Source organism: Streptomyces sp. NPDC055287 (genome assembly GCF_053646035.1).
Genome location: NZ_JBSHNE010000012.1, coordinates 32556 through 50054 on the forward strand (window position 1 = coordinate 32556; position 17499 = coordinate 50054).

14 protein-coding genes are annotated in these 17499 nt (G+C 72.6%); 6 read left to right on the top strand and 8 right to left on the bottom strand.

Annotation, left to right across the window (positions count from 1 at the left end; genetic code table 11):
- Positions 1-3: 3 nt before the first annotated feature.
- Positions 4-1392, bottom strand: coding sequence for a dihydrolipoyl dehydrogenase (gene lpdA / locus ACWIHY_RS20255; RefSeq protein WP_454377031.1), 1389 nt, complete (start codon positions 1390-1392; stop codon positions 4-6).
- 311 nt (positions 1393-1703) lie between these two features.
- Positions 1704-3257 carry a leucyl aminopeptidase gene (locus tag ACWIHY_RS20260; RefSeq protein WP_454377032.1) on the bottom strand — a complete coding sequence of 518 codons (1554 nt, stop codon included), beginning with the start codon at positions 3255-3257 and terminating at the stop codon, positions 1704-1706.
- Between the two features lie 332 nt (positions 3258-3589).
- Between ACWIHY_RS20260 and ACWIHY_RS20265 the strand changes: the two genes are divergently transcribed.
- The 5 genes from ACWIHY_RS20265 to ACWIHY_RS20285 all read left to right on the top strand — a co-directional run bounded on the left by ACWIHY_RS20265 (position 3590) and on the right by ACWIHY_RS20285 (position 10152).
- Positions 3590-5608, top strand: a complete 2019-nt coding sequence (locus tag ACWIHY_RS20265) for a hypothetical protein (RefSeq protein ID WP_454377033.1) — start codon at positions 3590-3592, stop codon at positions 5606-5608.
- 96 nt (positions 5609-5704) lie between these two features.
- Complete coding sequence (gene pelF / locus ACWIHY_RS20270; RefSeq protein WP_454377034.1) at positions 5705-7237, top strand: GT4 family glycosyltransferase PelF; 1533 nt, start codon at positions 5705-5707, stop codon at positions 7235-7237.
- Positions 7237-8709 (top strand): hypothetical protein, encoded by a 1473-nt coding sequence (locus ACWIHY_RS20275; RefSeq protein ID WP_454377035.1) that lies wholly within the window; start codon positions 7237-7239, stop codon positions 8707-8709. The genes pelF and ACWIHY_RS20275 overlap by 1 nt, the downstream gene beginning before the upstream one ends.
- A gap of 10 nt (positions 8710-8719) precedes the next feature.
- Complete coding sequence (locus ACWIHY_RS20280; protein ID WP_454377036.1) at positions 8720-9355, top strand: spherulation-specific family 4 protein; 636 nt, start codon at positions 8720-8722, stop codon at positions 9353-9355.
- Complete coding sequence (locus ACWIHY_RS20285; protein WP_454377037.1) at positions 9352-10152, top strand: endo alpha-1,4 polygalactosaminidase; 801 nt, start codon at positions 9352-9354, stop codon at positions 10150-10152. Before ACWIHY_RS20280 ends, ACWIHY_RS20285 begins: the two co-directional genes overlap by 4 nt.
- Positions 10153-10196: 44 nt before the next feature.
- Here the strand turns inward: ACWIHY_RS20285 and cobS are convergent, their stop codons facing one another.
- From cobS to ACWIHY_RS20310, 5 genes are all read right to left on the bottom strand, one after another.
- Positions 10197-10976 (bottom strand): adenosylcobinamide-GDP ribazoletransferase, encoded by a 780-nt coding sequence (gene cobS / locus ACWIHY_RS20290; protein ID WP_454377038.1) that lies wholly within the window; start codon positions 10974-10976, stop codon positions 10197-10199.
- 695 nt (positions 10977-11671) lie between these two features.
- Positions 11672-12466 carry a hypothetical protein gene (locus tag ACWIHY_RS20295; RefSeq protein ID WP_454377039.1) on the bottom strand — a complete coding sequence of 265 codons (795 nt, stop codon included), beginning with the start codon at positions 12464-12466 and terminating at the stop codon, positions 11672-11674.
- Positions 12463-14250, bottom strand: a complete 1788-nt coding sequence (locus ACWIHY_RS20300) for a phosphatidylglycerol lysyltransferase domain-containing protein (RefSeq protein WP_454377040.1) — start codon at positions 14248-14250, stop codon at positions 12463-12465. The genes ACWIHY_RS20295 and ACWIHY_RS20300 overlap by 4 nt, the downstream gene beginning before the upstream one ends.
- A gap of 75 nt (positions 14251-14325) precedes the next feature.
- Complete coding sequence (gene cobT / locus ACWIHY_RS20305) at positions 14326-15477, bottom strand: nicotinate-nucleotide--dimethylbenzimidazole phosphoribosyltransferase (protein WP_454377041.1); 1152 nt, start codon at positions 15475-15477, stop codon at positions 14326-14328.
- A 70-nt stretch (positions 15478-15547) separates the two neighbouring features.
- Positions 15548-16747, bottom strand: coding sequence for a bifunctional adenosylcobinamide kinase/adenosylcobinamide-phosphate guanylyltransferase (locus tag ACWIHY_RS20310; RefSeq protein ID WP_454377042.1), 1200 nt, complete (start codon positions 16745-16747; stop codon positions 15548-15550).
- Positions 16748-16847: 100 nt separating this feature from the next.
- Here ACWIHY_RS20310 and ACWIHY_RS20315 point away from each other — a divergent pair, with 100 nt between their 5' ends.
- A complete protein-coding gene (locus tag ACWIHY_RS20315; protein ID WP_214977534.1) occupies positions 16848-17057 on the top strand; it encodes a hypothetical protein in 210 nt (69 codons plus the stop codon).
- Positions 17058-17136: 79 nt separating this feature from the next.
- On the opposite strand, the gene ACWIHY_RS20320 is transcribed toward ACWIHY_RS20315, so the two are convergent.
- On the bottom strand, positions 17137-17427 hold the full coding sequence (locus tag ACWIHY_RS20320; protein WP_454377043.1) for a hypothetical protein: 291 nt from the start codon (positions 17425-17427) through the stop codon (positions 17137-17139).
- Between the last annotated feature and the right edge of the window lie 72 nt (positions 17428-17499).

Sequence of the window (17499 nt, forward strand, 5' to 3'; positions counted from 1 at the left end):
GGATCAGTCGTGGGAGTGAAGAGGCTTGCCGGCCAGGGCCAGGTGGGCTTCGCCCATCGCCTCGTTCTGCGTCGGGTGGGCGTGGATGAGCTGCGCGACCTCGGCCGGCAGCGCCTCCCAGTTGTAGATCAGCTGAGCCTCGCCGACCTGCTCGCCCATACGGTCACCGACCATGTGGACGCCGACCACGGCACCGTCCTTGACCTGGACGAGCTTGATCTCGCCCGCGGTCTTCAGGATCTTGCTCTTGCCGTTGCCCGCGAGGTTGTACTTCAGTGCGACGACCTTGTCCGCGCCGTAGATCTCCTTGGCCTTGGCCTCGGTGATACCGACGGAGGCGACCTCGGGGTGGCAGTACGTCACGCGCGGCACACCGTCGTAGTCGACCGGTACGGTCTTCAGGCCGGCCAGCCGCTCCGCCACCAGCATGCCCTCGGCGAAGCCGACGTGCGCGAGCTGGAGCGTGGGGACGAGGTCACCGACGGCCGAGATGGTGGGCACGTTGGTCTGCATGTACTCGTCGACCAGGACGTAGCCGCGGTCCATCGCGACGCCCTGCTCCTCGTAGCCCAGGCCCTGCGACACGGGGCCGCGGCCGATGGCGACGAGCAGCAGCTCGGCCTCGAACTCCTTGCCGTTGGCGAGGGTGACCTTGACGCCGTCGTTCGTGTACTCGGCCTTCTCGAAGAAGGCGCCGAGCGAGAAGTTGATGCCGCGCTTGCGGAACGCGCGCTCCAGCAGCTTCGAGCTGTTCTCGTCCTCGACCGGCACGAGGTGCTTGAGGCCCTCGACGATGGTGACGTCGGTGCCGAAGGACTTCCACGCGGAGGCGAACTCGACGCCGATGACGCCGCCGCCCAGCACGATCGCCGACTTCGGGACGCGGTCCAGCGTCAGCGCGTGGTCCGAGGAGATGATGCGGTTGCCGTCGATCTCCAGGCCCGGCAGCGACTTCGGCACGGAGCCGGTCGCCAGCAGGACGTGGCGGCCCTCGACACGCTGGCCGTTCACGTCGACGGAGGTCGGGGAGGAGAGCCTGCCCTCGCCCTCGATGTACGTCACCTTGCGCGAGGCGACCAGGCCCTGCAGTCCCTTGTACAGGCCGGCGATGACGTCGTCCTTGTACTTGTGGACGCCCGCCATGTCGACGCCGTCGAAGGTCGCCTTGATGCCGAACTGCTCGGACTCGCGTGCCTGGTCGGCGATCTCGCCCGCGTGCAGCAGGGCCTTCGTCGGGATGCAGCCGTTGTGCAGGCAGGTGCCGCCGAGCTTGTTCTTCTCGATCAGGGCGACGTCCAGGCCCAGCTGCGCTCCGCGCAGCGCCGCGGCGTAACCGCCGCTGCCACCGCCGAGGATCACTAGGTCGAAAACGGTGCTGGCGTCGTTCGCCACGTCACGTCCTCCATGCATGTGCGCCGGTCGCCGGTCTTCGACCGGGCGGCGGCTGGTGTTCGGCCGCTTTTATTCGGCCCTGTGGTGGGGGCCCTGTCCTGCCGAGAACCCATCTTCGCACTTGTTGACGGACGGCGGGACGCGGGGCCGGGGTCCGAGACGGTCGCGGGAGCGCCCGGCTCGGGTTACTGGGGCGTACGGATGTGCGGATTTCGTTGAAGGCGAAATCGGACGTAGGTATTCCTGCGTGCGTACGGTCCCGGGCACGTGCCCGGGACCGTACGACCGTACCTACGAGGAAATCGCGCCGATCAGCCGAGGTCGCCCGCGGCCGTGCGCTCGGCGAGCGCCACCAGGGTGCGGATCGCGGAGCCGGTGCCGCCCTTGGGGGTGTAGCCGAACGGGCCGCCGTCGTTGTAGGCGGGACCCGCGATGTCCAGGTGCGCCCACGCGATGTCCTCGCCGACGAACTCCTGGAGGAACAGACCGGCGACCAGGCCGCCGCCCATCCGCTCACCCATGTTGGCGATGTCGGCCGTCGCGGACTCCATGCCCTTGCGCAGCTCGGCCGGCATCGGCATCGGCCAGGACTGCTCGCCGGCCTCCTCCGCGATCTCGTGGATCGCGGTACGGAACGACTCGTCGTTGCCCATGATGCCGAAGGTGCGGCTGCCGAGCGCCAGCACCATCGCGCCGGTCAGCGTCGCCACGTCGACGATCGCGTCCGGGCGCTCCTCGGAGGCGCGGGTCAGGGCGTCGGCCAGGACGAGACGGCCCTCGGCGTCGGTGTTGAGCACCTCGACGGTCTTGCCGCTGTACATGCGCAGCACGTCGCCGGGGCGGGTGGCGCTGCCGGACGGCATGTTCTCCGCGAGCGCCAGCCAGCCGGTGACGTTGACCTTCAGGCCGAGGCGGGCGGCCGTGACGACGGCGGCGAACACGGCGGCGGCGCCGGCCATGTCGCACTTCATCGTCTCGTTGTGGCCGGCCGGCTTCAGCGAGATGCCGCCGGAGTCGTAGGTGATGCCCTTGCCGACGAAGGCCAGGCTCTTCTCCGCCTTGGGGTGCGTGTAGGCGAGCTTGACCAGGCGCGGACCGTGCTCCGAGCCCTGGCCGACGCCGAGGATGCCGCCGTAGCCGCCCTTGGCGAGCGACTTCTCGTCGAGCACCTGCACCTTGAGGCCGTGCTCCTTGCCGGCGGCGGAGGCCACGGCGGCGAAGGACTCGGGGTAGAGGTCGTTGGGCGGGGTGTTGACCAGGTCGCGGGCGCGGTTGATCTCCTCGGTCAGCGCCAGGGCGCGCTCCGCGGCGGCCTTGAACGCCTTGTCGCGCGGCTTGCCGCCGAGCACGGTGATCTCGGCGAGCGGCTGCTTCGCGCCGTTGCCCCCGGACTTCTCGGCCTTCCCGGCGGTCTCGCCGCCCTGGTAGGCGGTGAAGGCGTACGCACCGAGCAGCGCGCCCTCGGCGATCGCGGCGGCGTCCTCGACGGCCTCGACGGGCAGGGCGAAGCCGGCCTTCTTGGAGCCGTTCAGCGCGCGGGCGGCCGCACCGGCCGCGCGGCGCAGTGACTCGGAGCTGTACGCGTCGTCCTTGTCCAGGGCCGCGCCCAGGCCGACAGCCAGTACGACAGGGGACTTGAAGCCCGACGGGGCGGGCAGCTTGGTCACCTCGCCCTCGGCACCCGAGGCGCCGAGGGTCTCCAGGACGGTGGCGAGCTTTCCGTCGAACGCCTTGTCCACGGCCTCGGCGCCCGGTGCGACGACCAGGGCCCCGGACTTGGATCCAGCGCCCTTCGCCACGCCGACGACGATGGCGTCGGCGCGCAGCGCCGCCGCGCCGGAAGTGCTGAGAGTGAGAGCAGTCACGGTGGTGAAATCTCGCTTCCGTTGAGTTCTTCGGCCGATGGGGTGGGGCCGGCCGTGCCCGGCGCGTCCGTGACCCGGTGGCCCGGCGGCCGGCCGGATGCGCCGGGAACGAGCCTACGCGCGGTTGCCCCCTTCGATCACAGCAGCGAGCAGTTCACTCATCAGAGGTGTCCTTTTCGCGTTTATGGGGCGCGTGGTGAGGCCTGAGTCACACTCGTGGCAATCCGGCAAGGGGCAATGGCCTTGCTTCGCAGGATTTCCGCAGATCGCCCGCTATTTCTGCGCAGGGCGTTCGACAAGGGGGAGGGTGCGCCGTGGCGTACAGGACGCGTATGGGCAGAACCGGAGCGGCACTGCTGGTGGCCGGTCTGCTCACGGTGGCGGTGCCGCCGACCGGTGCGGGAGCGGCCGCGGTACCACGTATCGACCTGAAGGTGCTGGTCGTCGACGACGGCGGCAACGCCGTGGACGCGGTCGAGTCGGAGCTGCGCGGCACCGGCGTCCCGTACACCGTGGTGCGGCTGGACCGGCCGGGGAGGCCGGTGATCGACGCGGCCTTCCTCTCCGACACGGTGGACGGGCGGCCGCGCGCCAAGTACCAGGGGGTCGTCCTGCCCAGCGCCGACCCGTTCGGGGCCGGCTCCGCGGAGTCGGAGGCCCTGGCCGCGTACGAGAAGGCCTTCGGCGTCCGGCAGGTCGACGCGTACAACTGGGCGCATCCCGGCGTCGGGCTCGACTACACGAACGAAGGCGGGTACGCCGGGCCGCTCGACGGCGTGGCCGCGGCGGTGACCCCGGCCGGGAAGGCCGGGCCCTTCGGCTACCTGGACGGCGCTGTCGCGTTCGAGGACAACTCGGCGTCCGTCGACGAGAGCTACGGGTACGCGGGCCGGCCCCGCGAGGGCTACACCAGCTACCTGGACATGCCGGTCGCCGGAGAAAGCGGCGCCCGGGCCAGCCTCGTCGGCGAGTACGCCCACGACGGGCGCCGCGAACTGGTGGTCACCTTCGCCTACAACCGGCACCAGCGGCAGTTCCGGCTGCTCGCCCGCGGCATTGTCGAATGGCTCACCCAGGGCGTCCACCTCGGGCAGAGCCGCAACTACTTCTCCGTGCACGTCGACGACGTCTTCGCGCCCGACAGCCGCTGGGACACCGAGCTCAACTGCACCCCCGGCGACTTCGACTGCGGCGACGGCGAGGGCCAGGGCACCACGCCGATCCGGATGAATCCGGCGGACGCGCAGTACGCCGCGCAGTGGCAGCAGAGCGCCGGGTTCACCCTCGACATGGTCTACAACGCGGGCTCCGGCGAGGCGTGGAAGAGCGAGAACGGCGGCAGCGACCCGCTCACCGCGCAGCTGCTGGCCGACCGGGCGAAGTACCGCTGGGTGAACCACACGTACACACACCCCTTCCTCGGCTGCGTCCAGGACACCTCGACCGTGCCGTGGCAGTGCGCCAAGAGTGCGACGGGCAGCACGCTGTGGATGAGCCGCGCCGAGATCGCCGCCCAGATCAGGAACAACCACAGCTGGGCGGTCGGCAAGGGCATCGCCGTCGACCGGGCCGAGCTGGTCACCGGTGAGCACTCCGGTCTGAAGACCCTTCCGCAGCAGCCGGCGGACAACCCGAACCTGGCGGGCGCGTTCGCCGACAGCGGCGTGAAGTGGGTGGCGAGCGACAACTCGCGCGAGCCGGGCCAGCGTGCCGTCGGCGGTGCGCTCACCGTGCCGCGCCACCCGATGAACGTGTACTACAACGTCGGCACCGCCGCCGAGATGACGGACGAGTACAACTGGATCTACAGCAGCAGCGCCGACGGCGGCAGCGGCGTCTGCGAGACCAACCCCGGGTCGACCTGCCTGGGCGAACCGCTCGACCCGGCCACCGGCTACGCGACGCACATCGCGCCGCAGGAGGCGCGCACCGCGCTCGGTCACGTCATCGCCAACGACCCGCGCCCGCACTACGTCCACCAGTCCAACCTGGCCGAGGGGCGGATCCTCTACCCCGTCCTGGACAAGGTCCTCGGCGACTACCGTTCCCTCTTCGCGGACAACACCCCGGTGGTCAACCCGCGTCACCGGGACGTCGGTTCGGAACTCTCCCGCCGCGCTGCCTGGGACAAGGCGCTCGCGGACGGCAAGGTCACGGCGTACCGCATTGGCACTACCGTGACCGTCAAGGCGCCGGCGGGGGTCGCGGCGCCCGTCACCGCACCGGAGGGCACGCGGAAACAACTACTCCTGGGCACCGGCGTGTTCGGCACGGCATACGCGGGACAGCGCTCGGCCTGGACGGCGCCCGAATCGCTCCAGCAGGCGGTCACGCTCCGGCTTCCCGTCTGACCGGCCCGGCCCCGCCCGGTCCGCCCGGCCCCGCCCGGTCTGCCCGACCAGCAGACCGGGCACAGCACACCGCACCCGTCCTGGGGGGACACGAACATGAGCCGCGGGCTCCACGTCAGCATGCTCACCGAGGGCACCTACCCGCACGTCCAGGGGGGTGTCAGCACCTGGTGCGACCAGCTCGTCCGCGGAATGCCGGACGTCGACTTCCACGTCGTCTCGCTCACCGGCAGCGGCCTCGAGCCCGTCACCTGGGAGCTGCCGGACAACGTCTACCGGCACACGACGGTCCCGCTGTGGGGAGCGGAGGCCGGGGCACGGAACGCGCTGCGCGCCGCGCGCCCTGTCCTCGGCCGCGAGCGCCGCCGCTTCCTCGCCTCGTACGAACGCTTCCTGCTCGCCGTGCTCGACCCGGAGGCCGGCTGCGACTTCGGCCATGAGCTGTACGTCCTCGCCGCCCTCTCCCGCCAGGGGCGGCTGACCCCGGCCCTGCGCTCGGAGGCGGCGCTGCGGACGCTCACCAGGATCTGGACCATGCGGCACCTGGCGACGGCCCGCGCCGAGCCGACGATCCACGACGCGCTCACCGCCACCGACCTGCTGGAGCACCTGCTCCGTCCGCTGGCCACCCGCATCCCCGCCGACAGCGTCGCGCACGCCGTCAGCAGCGGGCTCGCCACCCTCCCCGCGCTCACCGCGAAGCACTTCGACGGTGCGCCGTTCCTCCTGACCGAGCACGGCATCTACCTGCGCGAGCGCTACCTCGGGCACCGCACGGCCACCCAGCGCTGGCCGGTCAAGGCGCTGCTGCTCGGCTTCTACCGCGAGCTGAACTCGCTCGGCTACCGCGAGGCCGACCTGATCACACCCTGCAACCAGTACAACCGCCGCTGGGAGGAGCGCGGCGGGGCGCCCGCCGAGCGCATCCGCACCGTCTACAACGGCGTCGACCCGCACCTCTTCCCGCACGCGGGCCCCGAACCGGACGTTCCCACCCTCACCTGGACCGGCCGCATCGACCCGATCAAGGACCTGGAGACGCTCGTACGGGCCTACGCGCTCGCCCGCGCCCGGCTGCCGGAGCTGCGGCTGCGGCTCTTCGGCGGGGTGCCGGACGGCGGGGAGGAGTACCTCACGGGGCTGGAGAAGCTCGCCGCCGAGCTCGGGGTTGCCGACGGCATCACCTTCGAAGGGCGCATATCCGACGTGGCGCGCGCCTATGGGGCGGGGCACGTCGTCATGCTCTCCAGCATCAGTGAGGGCTTTCCGTTCAGCATCCTCGAAGCGATGTCGTGCGGCCGGACGACGGTGTCGACGGATGTCGGCGGTGTACGGGAAGCGGTCGGCGACACGGGAATCGTGGTGCCGCCGCGCGAAGCCGAGGCGATGGCGCGGGCGGTGCTCGAGCTGATGCGCGACGACGCCCGGCGCATGGAACTGGGGCGGCTCGCGCGGCAGCGGGTGATCGACCTGTTCACGCTGCGCCGCTCGGTCGAGGGCTTCCGCGGGATCTACCGCGAACTGGACGGCGTACCGGAGCCGACAGGCCTCGCCGTTCTCCCGGCGCACTGGACGACCGAGCTCAAAGACCCCTGGTGGAATGATCTGTCGTCGCACGGGGCGGCCTGATGAGCGGCTCCCTGTGGACGGGCGCGGGCGAGGCCGTACGGCGTGACGCGCGGCCGCGCGCGCCGAAACCGGGACCGCGCTGGGCGGCCGATCCCGTCGACGAACTGGCCGAACGTCTGGGGCCGTTGGCGGCGGCCGCCGTGCACCCCGACGAGATCGCGGCGATCCTCGAGTCCGACGGCATGACGGACGATCACATCCGGCTGACCTACGGCCGTGAGAGTTCCTTCGCCCTGGCCGAGGACCTGTTCGCGCGCGTGCCCCGCGCCTGCCGGGAACCGGAGACGCCACCGTCGGCGGGGCCCTGGAACATCGGCCTCGCCGGATGTCTGCTGCGCGGGCTGGTGTTCGCCCTGCCGGGGCTCGCGTACGTCCTGGGGGCGCCGTTTCTGTCCGTCCCGGCGGAGGACGGGCGGGGCCTGCCCGCCGGGACGGACGTCCTGCTCGTGGGAACGCTCGTCGGCTGGGCGTGGAACCAGGCGCTGGCCCATCGCGCGTACGCCTGGCTGGGCATGGGCGAGCGCCGGTCCGCGGCCCGCGCCCTGCTCATCGGGGGCCCGGCGGGCGCCCTGCTCGGCACGGCGGCCGCCGTCGCCGTCGCGGGGCCGGGAGACGGCGCGGTGGCGGCGTTCGCCACCGCCCAGGCGCTGTACCAGGGCGCCGCGACGGCGCTGCTGGTGCTCGGCCGCGAGCGGCTGCTGCTGTACGCGCTGACCCCGTTGGCGGCGGGCGCCGGGGTGACGCTGTTGCACGAGGTCCCGGACGCGGGGAGGGCGGCGCCGCTGCTCGTGTCGGGGGCGGCGGTGCTGACCCTGGCGGCCCGCGAGGTGCTGCGTGCCGGGCTCTCGGCGCCCCCCGCCGAGGCGCCGCGCGCGTCGCGCGGGCCTTCGCTGATCCGGTCCCTCCCGTACGGCGTTTTCGGCCTCGCCACCGGAACCCTGGTACTGCACGCCGTACTCCAGAACACGCTCGGCGGGGCCGCCTCCGGGGTCGTCGCGGCCCCCGGCGCCGTCGCGCTCACGCTCAGCATGGGGCCCGCCGAGTGGCTCCTGTACCGGTTCCGGCGCGACTGCGACGCTGGGCTGCGCAGGAGTACCACCCCCCGGGCCTTCCGGCGCGCCGCCACCCTCACGCTGGGCCGGTGCCTGGGCGCCTACCTCGCCGTGCTGTTCGTCCTCCTGGCCGCGACGACGCTGCTGTGGATCGGCGCACCCGTGCCGGACACCGGCCGCGCGACCGGCCTGCTGCTCATCGGCGTCATGCTGTGGACGGGGCTGCTGCTCCAGTCGTTCGGCGCGGCGACCGCCGCGGCGACCGTCTGCGGCGTGGCCGCGCTCGTCCAGACGGCGGCCCTTTTCGCGGACCCGCCCGTGGCCGGTACCGTCGTGCTCGCCGTCCCCGGGGTCGCGTCCGCCGTCCTGGCAGCCCTGGTCTGCGTACTCCTCGGTCGCGCGACGGCTCACCGTCCTTGAGGATGCCTACGTGAAGAACCTGCTCGTGCCCTTCTACGAGCACCCCGCCGAACGCCCGGACGCCTGGGAGGCCGTCATCCGGGCGGCCCCCCGGCTGTACGGCGTCGTGCTCAACCCCGACAGCGGCCCGGGCGCCGCGCCCGACCCCGCGTTCGCCGCCGTGTCGACGCGGCTGCGCGCGGCGGGCGTACGCGTCCTCGGGTACGCCGACACGGACTACGCGCGCCGCCCGCACGACGACGTGGTCCAGGACCTGTTGCGCCACCGCGACTGGTACGGCGCGGACGGCGCGTTCCTGGACCAGGTGACGGCAGGACCGGAGGCGCTGGCCCACTGTCAGCGTCTCGCCGTCGCCGCGCGCGTGGCCGGCGCGGTGACCCTCGTGCTCAACCACGGCGTCCACCCCGACCCCCGCTACCTCGGACTCGCCGACGTCCTCGTCACGTTCGAGGGCACCTGGGACACGTACCGCGACGCCCCGGACGCTCCGCCCTGGACAGCGGCGCACACCCACGACCGCTTCTGCCACCTCGTGTACGCGGCGCCCGCCACCGCAGCGTTCACCGCCGGCATCGGCTGCGTCGTGCCGGGCGAAGCGCCGCACCCGTGGGGGACGTTGCCGTACGCGCTGGAGGCGGCCCGGTGAGGCCCAGGAACGTGCTGCTCCTCCTGCTTCCGCTGCTGCTGCTCGCCGGGTGCACGGGCGGCGGCCCTTCCGCACCGGACGACCGGGAGGCATCCGCGCGCTGGCAGCCGGAGCCGGGGCTCGCCTGGCAGTGGCAGCTCAGCGGCACACTGGACCCGGCCGTCGACGTACCGGTGTACGACATCGACGGCTTCGACCACCCCGCCTCCGCCGTCGCCGACCTGCACCGCCGCGGCCGCAAGGTCATCTGCTACCTCTCCACCGGCGCCTGGGAGGACTTCAGGCCGGACGCCGGCGAATTCCCCACGTCCGTACTGGGCCGCGGGAACGGCTGGAAGGGCGAGCGCTGGCTCGACATCCGCCGCACCGACGTCCTGGAACCCCTGATGGCACACCGTATGGACCTCTGCCGCGACAAGGGCTTCGACGCGGTCGAGCCCGACAACATGGACGGCTACCGCAACCGCACCGGTTTCCCGCTGACCGCCGCCCACCAGCTCGACTACAACCGCCTGATCGCCCGCCTCGCCCACGAGCGCGGCCTGGCCGTCGGCCTGAAGAACGACCTCGACCAGATCCCGGAACTCGTGGGCGACTTCGACTTCGCGGTCAACGAGCAGTGCGCCCAGTACGACGAATGCGAGAAGCTCACGCCGTTCGTCCGGGCGGGCAAGGCGGTCTTCCACGTGGAGTACGAGCTGGCGACGAGCCGCTTCTGCCCCCGGGCGCGCGAGCTGAGGCTCAGCTCGATGCGGAAGAAGTACGACCTCGGGGTGTGGCGCGAACCCTGCGCGTAGCCCGCGTGCTGTCCCCGGAGCCCGTCACCTCCACTGTCCATCTGTCACTGCAGCACCAGGACCACCAGTGCGGCCGTCGCCGCGGTCTCCGCCAGGCCGCCGAAGACGTCTCCGGTGACCCCGCCGAAGCGGCGCACGCAGTGACGCAGCAGGAGGTGCGCGGCGGCGAGCGCGACCAGCACGGCGGCGGCGTGGCGCAGGGCGGCGTACGGGCCCAAGAGCGCACCCGCGGCCGCGCAGGCGGCGCCCGCCACCACCGTGACGGCCGCCGCCGGACGGACCGGAACCGTCCCCGCCACCACCGCGCCGAGGCCCTCGGGGCGCGCCGGAGGGACTCCCGTACGGGAAGCGAGGGTCAGGGCGAGGCGGGCGGCGACGGCCGAGACGGCGGCGCCGGCCGCGCCGTGCGCCCACCCGGCGGCGTACAGCTCGGCGAGCGCGGCGACCTGGGCGAGGAGCACGAACAGCAGGGTGATGACGCCGAAGGGGCCGATGTCCGACTGCTTCATGATGCGCAGCGCCTCTTCGGCCGGTTTGCCGCTGCCCAGGCCGTCGGCGGTGTCGGCGAGACCGTCCAGGTGCAGGCCCCGGGTGAGGGCGGCCGGTACGGCGGCGCTCGCCACGGCGGCGAGCAGCGGACCCGACCCGAGCAGCAGGAGTACGCCGCCGGCGGCCGCCGCGCACAGGCCCACGACGAGACCGGCGAGGGGGGCGCACAGCATTCCGGCGCGCGCCGCCTCGCGGTCCCATCGGGTCACGCGGACGGGGAGCACGGTGAGCGTGCCGAAGGCGAAACGTATGCCGTCGCCGAGGAGAGAGGTCACGGCGCGCACGCTAGTCGCCGGAGACGGCCGGTAAGTTGCGCATAGCGCGCAAAAGTACACAGAGAGGTGACGAGTGGCATGGGTCACTGGTGGTATCGCAACATTCTCGAACCGGGGAAGCTCCCGCTGCTGCTGGCCCTGCTGTCCTTCGTCCTCACCTTCCTGATCACCCGGACCATCACCCGGATGATCCGGGCGGGGCGGGGCCCCTTCCGGAACGTCTCGCCCGGCGGGCTGCACATCCACCACGTGGTCCCCGGCGTGATCCTGATGACGATCGGCGGTTTCGGGGCGGTGGCCACCGGCGCGCACGGCGTCAGTTCGGCGATCTGCGCGGTGATCTTCGGGATGGGCGCGGGGTTGGTCCTCGACGAGTTCGCGCTGGTCCTGCACCTCGACGACGTCTACTGGACCGAGCAGGGGCGCCAGAGTGTGGAGGTCGTGGTCGTGACCGCCGCCGTGGTCGGACTGGTCCTCATCGGATCGGTCCCGTTCGGGGTCGACCAGCTGACGCCGGACGAGCGGCAGAGCCGCGGCGTACTCGTGCTCAACGTGTGCCTCAACTTCCTCCTGGCGCTGGTGGCGCTCACGAAGGGCAAGCTCCTCACCGCGCTCTTCGGCGCCGTCGTGCCCTTCGTGGCGCTTGTCGGCGCGATCCGGCTGGCCAAGCCCGGCTCCCCGTGGGCCAAGCGCGTCTACCGGCGGCGTCCGAAGGCCCGGGCCAGAGCGGCGCTGCGCCTCTGGCACCACGACCGGCGCTGGTCCGGGCTCAGCCGGAAATTCCAGGACCTGATCGGCGGGACACCGACCCCGGAACGGACGCCGTCGCCCGAGCAGAAGTGAGCGACCGCGCACAGCGCCAGGACCGCGGCGATCGCCGCCAGGTGCTCCTTGCCCGCGAGGTTGCTCTTGACGCACACCTCCACCACCATCGCCACGACCACCAGACCCCCGGTCCAGTACGCGCCGTACCGCAAGCACACATGGACGGCGAGGCCGACGACCGCAGCCGAAGGGCCGGTGTCGACGACCTGCGCGTCCGAGGCGGGCAGCCCGAGAGGGCTTCCGGGGCCCAGCGCGATGCCGACGCGGGCGTACAGGGTCCCGGCGAGCGTCGCGACGTACGCGACGACCAGGGCGCGCAGCCGCCCGACGCAGATCTCGGCGACGCCGAAGACCAGCAGGACCTGCGCGAGCGCGCCCCACACGGGCAGATCGAGCGCGGGCACGAACAGCGACAGCGGGGTGCGCAGCAGTGCGAGCCACAGCGGGTCCTCGGCGCGGACGAAGCCGATGCAGTGGACCGGGCCGTAGCCCCACGACTGGTGCTGTACGGCCTGGAGGAGCGCCGTGAGGCAGACCGCCCCGAGCGTCAGCGGGACGGCCCGCCACTTCCGGGCCACGAGCGCGGTCCGCACACCGGCGTACAGCGGACCCCACTCGCGGCGCGCGAACGCGCGCACCGGTGACGGGGTCGTCAGGGTCGTCACCGTCGGGTCTCCAGGTGACGGCGGTGCATCCACCCGGGCAGGCCGGGCGCTTCGAGGAAGCCCTCGGCGCGGGCGGACGCGATACCGATGCGCAGCAGGTCGGAGCTCTTCTCGAAGAGCATGAATCGGGGCTCCCAGATCGGGCGGTACTTGGCGTTGGCGCGGTACAGCGACTCGATCTGCCACCAGCGCGAGAAGAAGCTGAGCAGCGAACGCCACATCCTCAGTACCGGCCCCGCGCCGAGCTTCGAGCCACGTTCGAAGACCGACCTGAACATCGCGAAGTTCAGTGAGACCTGCGTGATCCCGATCTCCTTGGCGGACTGGAGCAGCTCGATGACCATGAACTCCATCAGGCCGTTCTCGGAGTCGCGGTCCCGCCGCATCAGGTCGAGGGAGAGCCCGTTGGGGCCCCACGGTACGAAGCTCAGTACCGCCCTCAGCCGCCCCTCCCCGTCGGTGCACTCGAGCATCACGCACTGGCCGTCCGCCGGGTCGCCGAGCCGGCCGAGCGCCATCGAGAAACCGCGCTCGGTCTCGCCGTCGCGCCAGTCGTCGGCCCTGCGCAGCAGTTCGGTCATCTCGTCGTCGGGAATGTCCTGGTGGCGGCGGATGCGGACCGTGTAGCCGGCCCGCTCCACGCGGTTGTAGGCCTGGCGCACGGTGCGCATCGCGCGCCCCTCCAGCGTGAACTCGTCGATCTCGACGATCGCCTCGTCACCCAGCTCCAGCGCGTCCAGGCCGTGCCGGGCGTAGACCGTGCCGCCCTCCTCGCTCGCGCCCATCACGGCGGGGATCCAGCCGTGCTCGCGCGCCTCCGCCAGCCAGGGTTCGATGGCACCCGGCCAGGCCTCGGGGTCGCCGATCGGGTCGCCGGACGCGAGCGACACGCCGCCGACGACCCGGTAGGTGACGGCGGCCTTGCCGGTGGGGGACCAGATGGCGCTCTTCTCGCGGCGCAGCGCGAAGTAGCCGAGGGAGTCGCGGTCGCCGAACTTGTCGAGGAGGGCGCGGAGTTTCGTCTCGTCCTCCTCGGTGATCGGGTCGACGGTCCGGCGGGAGCGGAAGGCGGCGTACAGGACGGCCAGGAGCAGCAGCGTGCTCATGACGTTGATGGTGACGTTGACCCAGCCCGGTGTGGTGATGCCCTGGAAGCGGGCGTCGTCCGGCGCCAGCGACACCAGCCGCATCACGCCGTACCGCCAGCGGTCCAGGAACGAGGACCGGTCGTCGTCGGGCGCGGTGTTGCTGACCGTGACGAGGAGGGTGGCGATCAGGGAGGTGACGAGCAGCCCGCCGAGGGCCACGACGGCGGCCAGCGCGGGGTTGGAGCGGTCGCCCTTCGCGTAGAACTCGCGCCGGCCGAGGAGCAGGGCCAGGACGAAGGCGGCGGTGAGAACCAGGGAGACCCAGTTCTGCCAGTACTGCCGTACCTCGGGGAAGAGCATCACGAGGGCGAAGAGCAGCAGGAAGAGCCCGCCGAGTACGAAGTTGAGGATCCAGGCGGCGCGTTTGCGACGGCGCATGGTGACCGCGAGGAAGAGCGTGAAGGCGCCGGAGGCGAAGCCCGCCGTCAACAGGTAGGGGGTGAAGAAGTCGTCGGTGTTGTGGCGTCGCAGATCCTGGCCGAGCGAAACCCATACGGCGCTCAGGAAGTTGATGAACGTGACGGTGCGCAGATACCAGACGGCGAAGGCCGCGCCGCGGCGCGAGCGGAGGGTGCCGCGCCTGCTCGTCGGGCTCGTTCGGTTCGTTCCTTCGGTGGCCAAGCGGACTTCTCCCATGAAACGCGATGATATGGGGCACCGCGGTACGCAGAGTGGGCGTGTGCGGCCGGTGGCCGCCGGCCGCACACGCGGTCAGTCCGTCGCGCCTTCGGTCTCCACGGCCGTCCCGCCGGCCGTCCCTTCGGCCGTCCCGTTGTCCGTCCGTCCGGCCTCCGGTACGGCCACCCCGTCCTCGTCCGGCGCCCGCTCGGGCAGCTCGGCCGCGAGGGCGGCGGCAGCCTGTACGAGCGGGAGCGCGAGCAATGCCCCGGTTCCTTCCCCCACAGTGACGCCCTGGTCGAGCAGAGGGTTGAGTGCCATCCGGTCCAGCGCCTTCGCCTGTCCCGGCTCGCCGCTCACCTGGCCCGCGAGCCACCAGTCCGGCGCCCGGAAGGCGGCGCGCTGGCCCACCAGGGCGCAGGCGGCGGAGACCACGCCGTCGAGGATCACCGGCGTACGCCGCACAGCGCACTGGAGGAGGAAGCCGGTCGCCGCGGCGAGGTCGGCACCGCCGACGGCCGCCAGCAGCTCCAGCTGGTCCCCGAGCACGGGCCGCGCGCGGCGCAGCGCGTCGCGGATGGCGGCGCACTTGCGCATCCACGCCAGGTCGTCGATGTGGGCGCCGCCGCGGCCGGTGACCACCGAGGCGTCCGTGCCGCACAGGGCGGCGATCAGGGTGGCGGCGGCGGTGGTGCCGCCGACGCTCAGATCGCCGAGTACGACCAGGTCGGTGCCGGAATCGGCTTCCTCGTCGGCGATCGCCATGCCGAGGCGTACGGCCTGCTCGGCCTCTTCCGGGGTGAGCGCGTCCTCGATGTCGATGCGCCCGGAACCGCGCCGCACGCGGTGGCGTACGACCTCGTCGGGAAGCAGCGCCGGATCGCAGTCGAGCCCGGCGTCGACGATCCGCACGGTCGCGCCCATACGGCGGGCGAGCACGGCGACGGGGCTCTCGCCGTCCAGCACGGAACGCACGAGCCGGTGTGCGCCTCCCGCCGGCCGGGCCGAGACGCCCAGCCCGGCGACCCCGTGATCGCCGGCGAAGAGGACCACGCGGGGCCGCTCGATGGGCTTGACGCGTGCGGACGCCTGCGCGGCCGACAGCCACTCACCCAGCTCGTCGAGCCGGCCGAGTGCGCCGGGCGGCACGATCAGCCGCTCCCGGCGTTCTTCGGCATCGCGCCGGACGCCGCCGTCGGGGCGCTCGATCAGGTCGGAGAAGTCGTCGAGGTTAAGCGAGCTCATTCGCCGAACAGTACCGGCAGCGTCACTGACGCCCAGTCAGCGGTGGCGGACCCTGGCGGGAAGCCCCCACTCACCCCCGCAACACCACAGCCTGCCCCGCCACCACCAGCAGCACCTGCTCGCACTCCCCGGCGAACGCCGCGTTCAGACGCCCCAGTTCGTCCCGGAAGCGGCGCCCGCTCGCCGTGGCCGGTACGACGCCCGAGCCGACCTCGTTGCTCACCGCCACCACCGTCCGCCGTGTCCCGCGCACCGCCTCCACCAGCTCCGTCACCCGTTCCCCCAGCGCCCGCCGCCCGTCCGCCGCCCACTTCGCGTCGTCCCACGCCCCGACCCGGTCCATCGCGTCGGTCAGCCACAGCGCAAGGCAGTCGATCAGCAGCGGCGGGCCCTCCGCCGCCAGCAGCGGAGCCAGCTCGCACGTCTCCTCCGTGCGCCAGGCGCCCGGCCTGCGTTCCCGGTGCAGGCCCACCCGCTCCGCCCACTCCCCGTCACCTTCCCGGGTGCCGCTGGTGGCGACGTACACCACCTCGGGGAACGTCTCCAGGCGCCGCTCCGCCTCCACCGACTTGCCCGACCGCGCCCCGCCCAGCACCAGCGTCCGCCGTGGCACGTCCGGCACCGCGTGGTACTCGCCGACGATCACGGTCGTCCCGTCCGGCACGGCCCGCGCGCCCGCCGCGGCGAGCCGCCGCTCCAGCTCGGGGCCCTGCGGCACATCGTGATCGAGGTGTACGGCGACGACATCCGTGGTCGCCCGGACCGCCCCCGTCGCCCGCAGCCGTGCCAGCGCGTCCGGCCGGCCCGTGACGTCGGCGACGACCATGTCGTACGTACGGCCGTCCGTCGTCCCCCCGGCGGGCGCCCCGCCCGGCGGCAGGTACAGCAGCAGCTCGCCGTCCGGCGAGGTCACCTCGTACCCCGTGCCCGGCGAGTCCATCGGGACGGCCCGCACCCGGTGCCCGCTGATCAGCGTCAGCTCCCTCCCGTCCGGCACCCGCCCGGCCGCCGGCAGCCCGGCCGGCAGTTCCATCGGCGGCCCGTCGTGCGGGTGCGTCAGCAGCACCTGCCGTACGCCGGTGAGCGAGTGCCCGGCCCGGGCGGCGGCCAGCGCGGCCCCCGGCGTCAGATCGAGCATCAGCGCGCCGTCGACGAGCAGCGCGGTCGCCGCCCTGGCGAGCCCGCCGCGGGCGGTGGCGCACGAGGCGCAGGGGCAGTCGGGTCGGGGCAGGCCTGCCGGAGCCCCGGTGCCGAGGAGAGTGAGTTCCACGAGCACGATCCTCCCGCGTCCCCGCCGGTGATGCGCGCCCGGCTACTCTGCGGGGCAGGCTGTGCTGGACAAAGGCACGGCTGGGACCCGGGAGGCGAACATGGCGTGGACGTGGCGGTTCGAGAAGGCCGACGGTACGGAGGTCCAGCCGGCGGTGGTGCCGGAGGAGTTCACCACGCAGGGCGACGCGGAGTCGTGGATCGGCGAGGTCTGGAAGGACCTGGTCGAAGGCGGCGCCGACCAGGTGGTGCTCTTCGACGACGGCACGAAGATCTACGGCCCGATGAACCTGCACGCGGAAGAGGCCTGACGGTCTGAGCACGTGTCCCCGGCCGCCGGACGGCCCCGCATCGGGTCCGTCCGGCGGCCGGGGACAGCAGGCGCTCGCCCTAGAGAACGTCCCTGATGACCCTCTGGTAGTCGCTCGCCAGGTCCTGCCGCGCCACCGGCGCCCCCGCCTCAGCGGTGGCCTTCGGCGGTGCGGACGCCGCTCCGGTGCCGGAACACCCGCTCAGGCAGGCCAGTACGACCGCACAGGCCGCGGCGGTCAAGGACAGCGGAAGCGGGTGGCGTGCCCGTCCGCGGCCCGCGGGGCCGGGGTGCGCGCCGAAGCGGCCCGCGTGGCCGGGATGCGCGACGGCCACCCGGGCCGCTCGGCCGGGGTCACGTGTTCCATCCATGCCTGGAGTGTCCCGTTCGGGGGAATCCAGGGCCCGTGGAGAAGGTCCGTCGGAGGGGCGCCGGGGGAGTGG

Excerpts from the sequence above, each read along its gene's own strand:
- ACWIHY_RS20315 (WP_214977534.1), top strand. The coding sequence starts at position 16,848 with ATGGCGTGGACGTGGCGGTTCGAGAAGGCCGACGGTACGGAGGTCCAG.
- ACWIHY_RS20320 (WP_454377043.1), bottom strand. The coding sequence starts at position 17,427 with ATGGATGGAACACGTGACCCCGGCCGAGCGGCCCGGGTGGCCGTCGCG.
- ACWIHY_RS20300 (WP_454377040.1), bottom strand. The coding sequence starts at position 14,250 with ATGGGAGAAGTCCGCTTGGCCACCGAAGGAACGAACCGAACGAGCCCG.
- ACWIHY_RS20265 (WP_454377033.1), top strand. The coding sequence starts at position 3,590 with ATGGGCAGAACCGGAGCGGCACTGCTGGTGGCCGGTCTGCTCACGGTG.
- cobT (WP_454377041.1), bottom strand. The coding sequence starts at position 15,477 with ATGAGCTCGCTTAACCTCGACGACTTCTCCGACCTGATCGAGCGCCCC.
- pelF (WP_454377034.1), top strand. The coding sequence starts at position 5,705 with ATGAGCCGCGGGCTCCACGTCAGCATGCTCACCGAGGGCACCTACCCG.
- ACWIHY_RS20275 (WP_454377035.1), top strand. The coding sequence starts at position 7,237 with ATGAGCGGCTCCCTGTGGACGGGCGCGGGCGAGGCCGTACGGCGTGAC.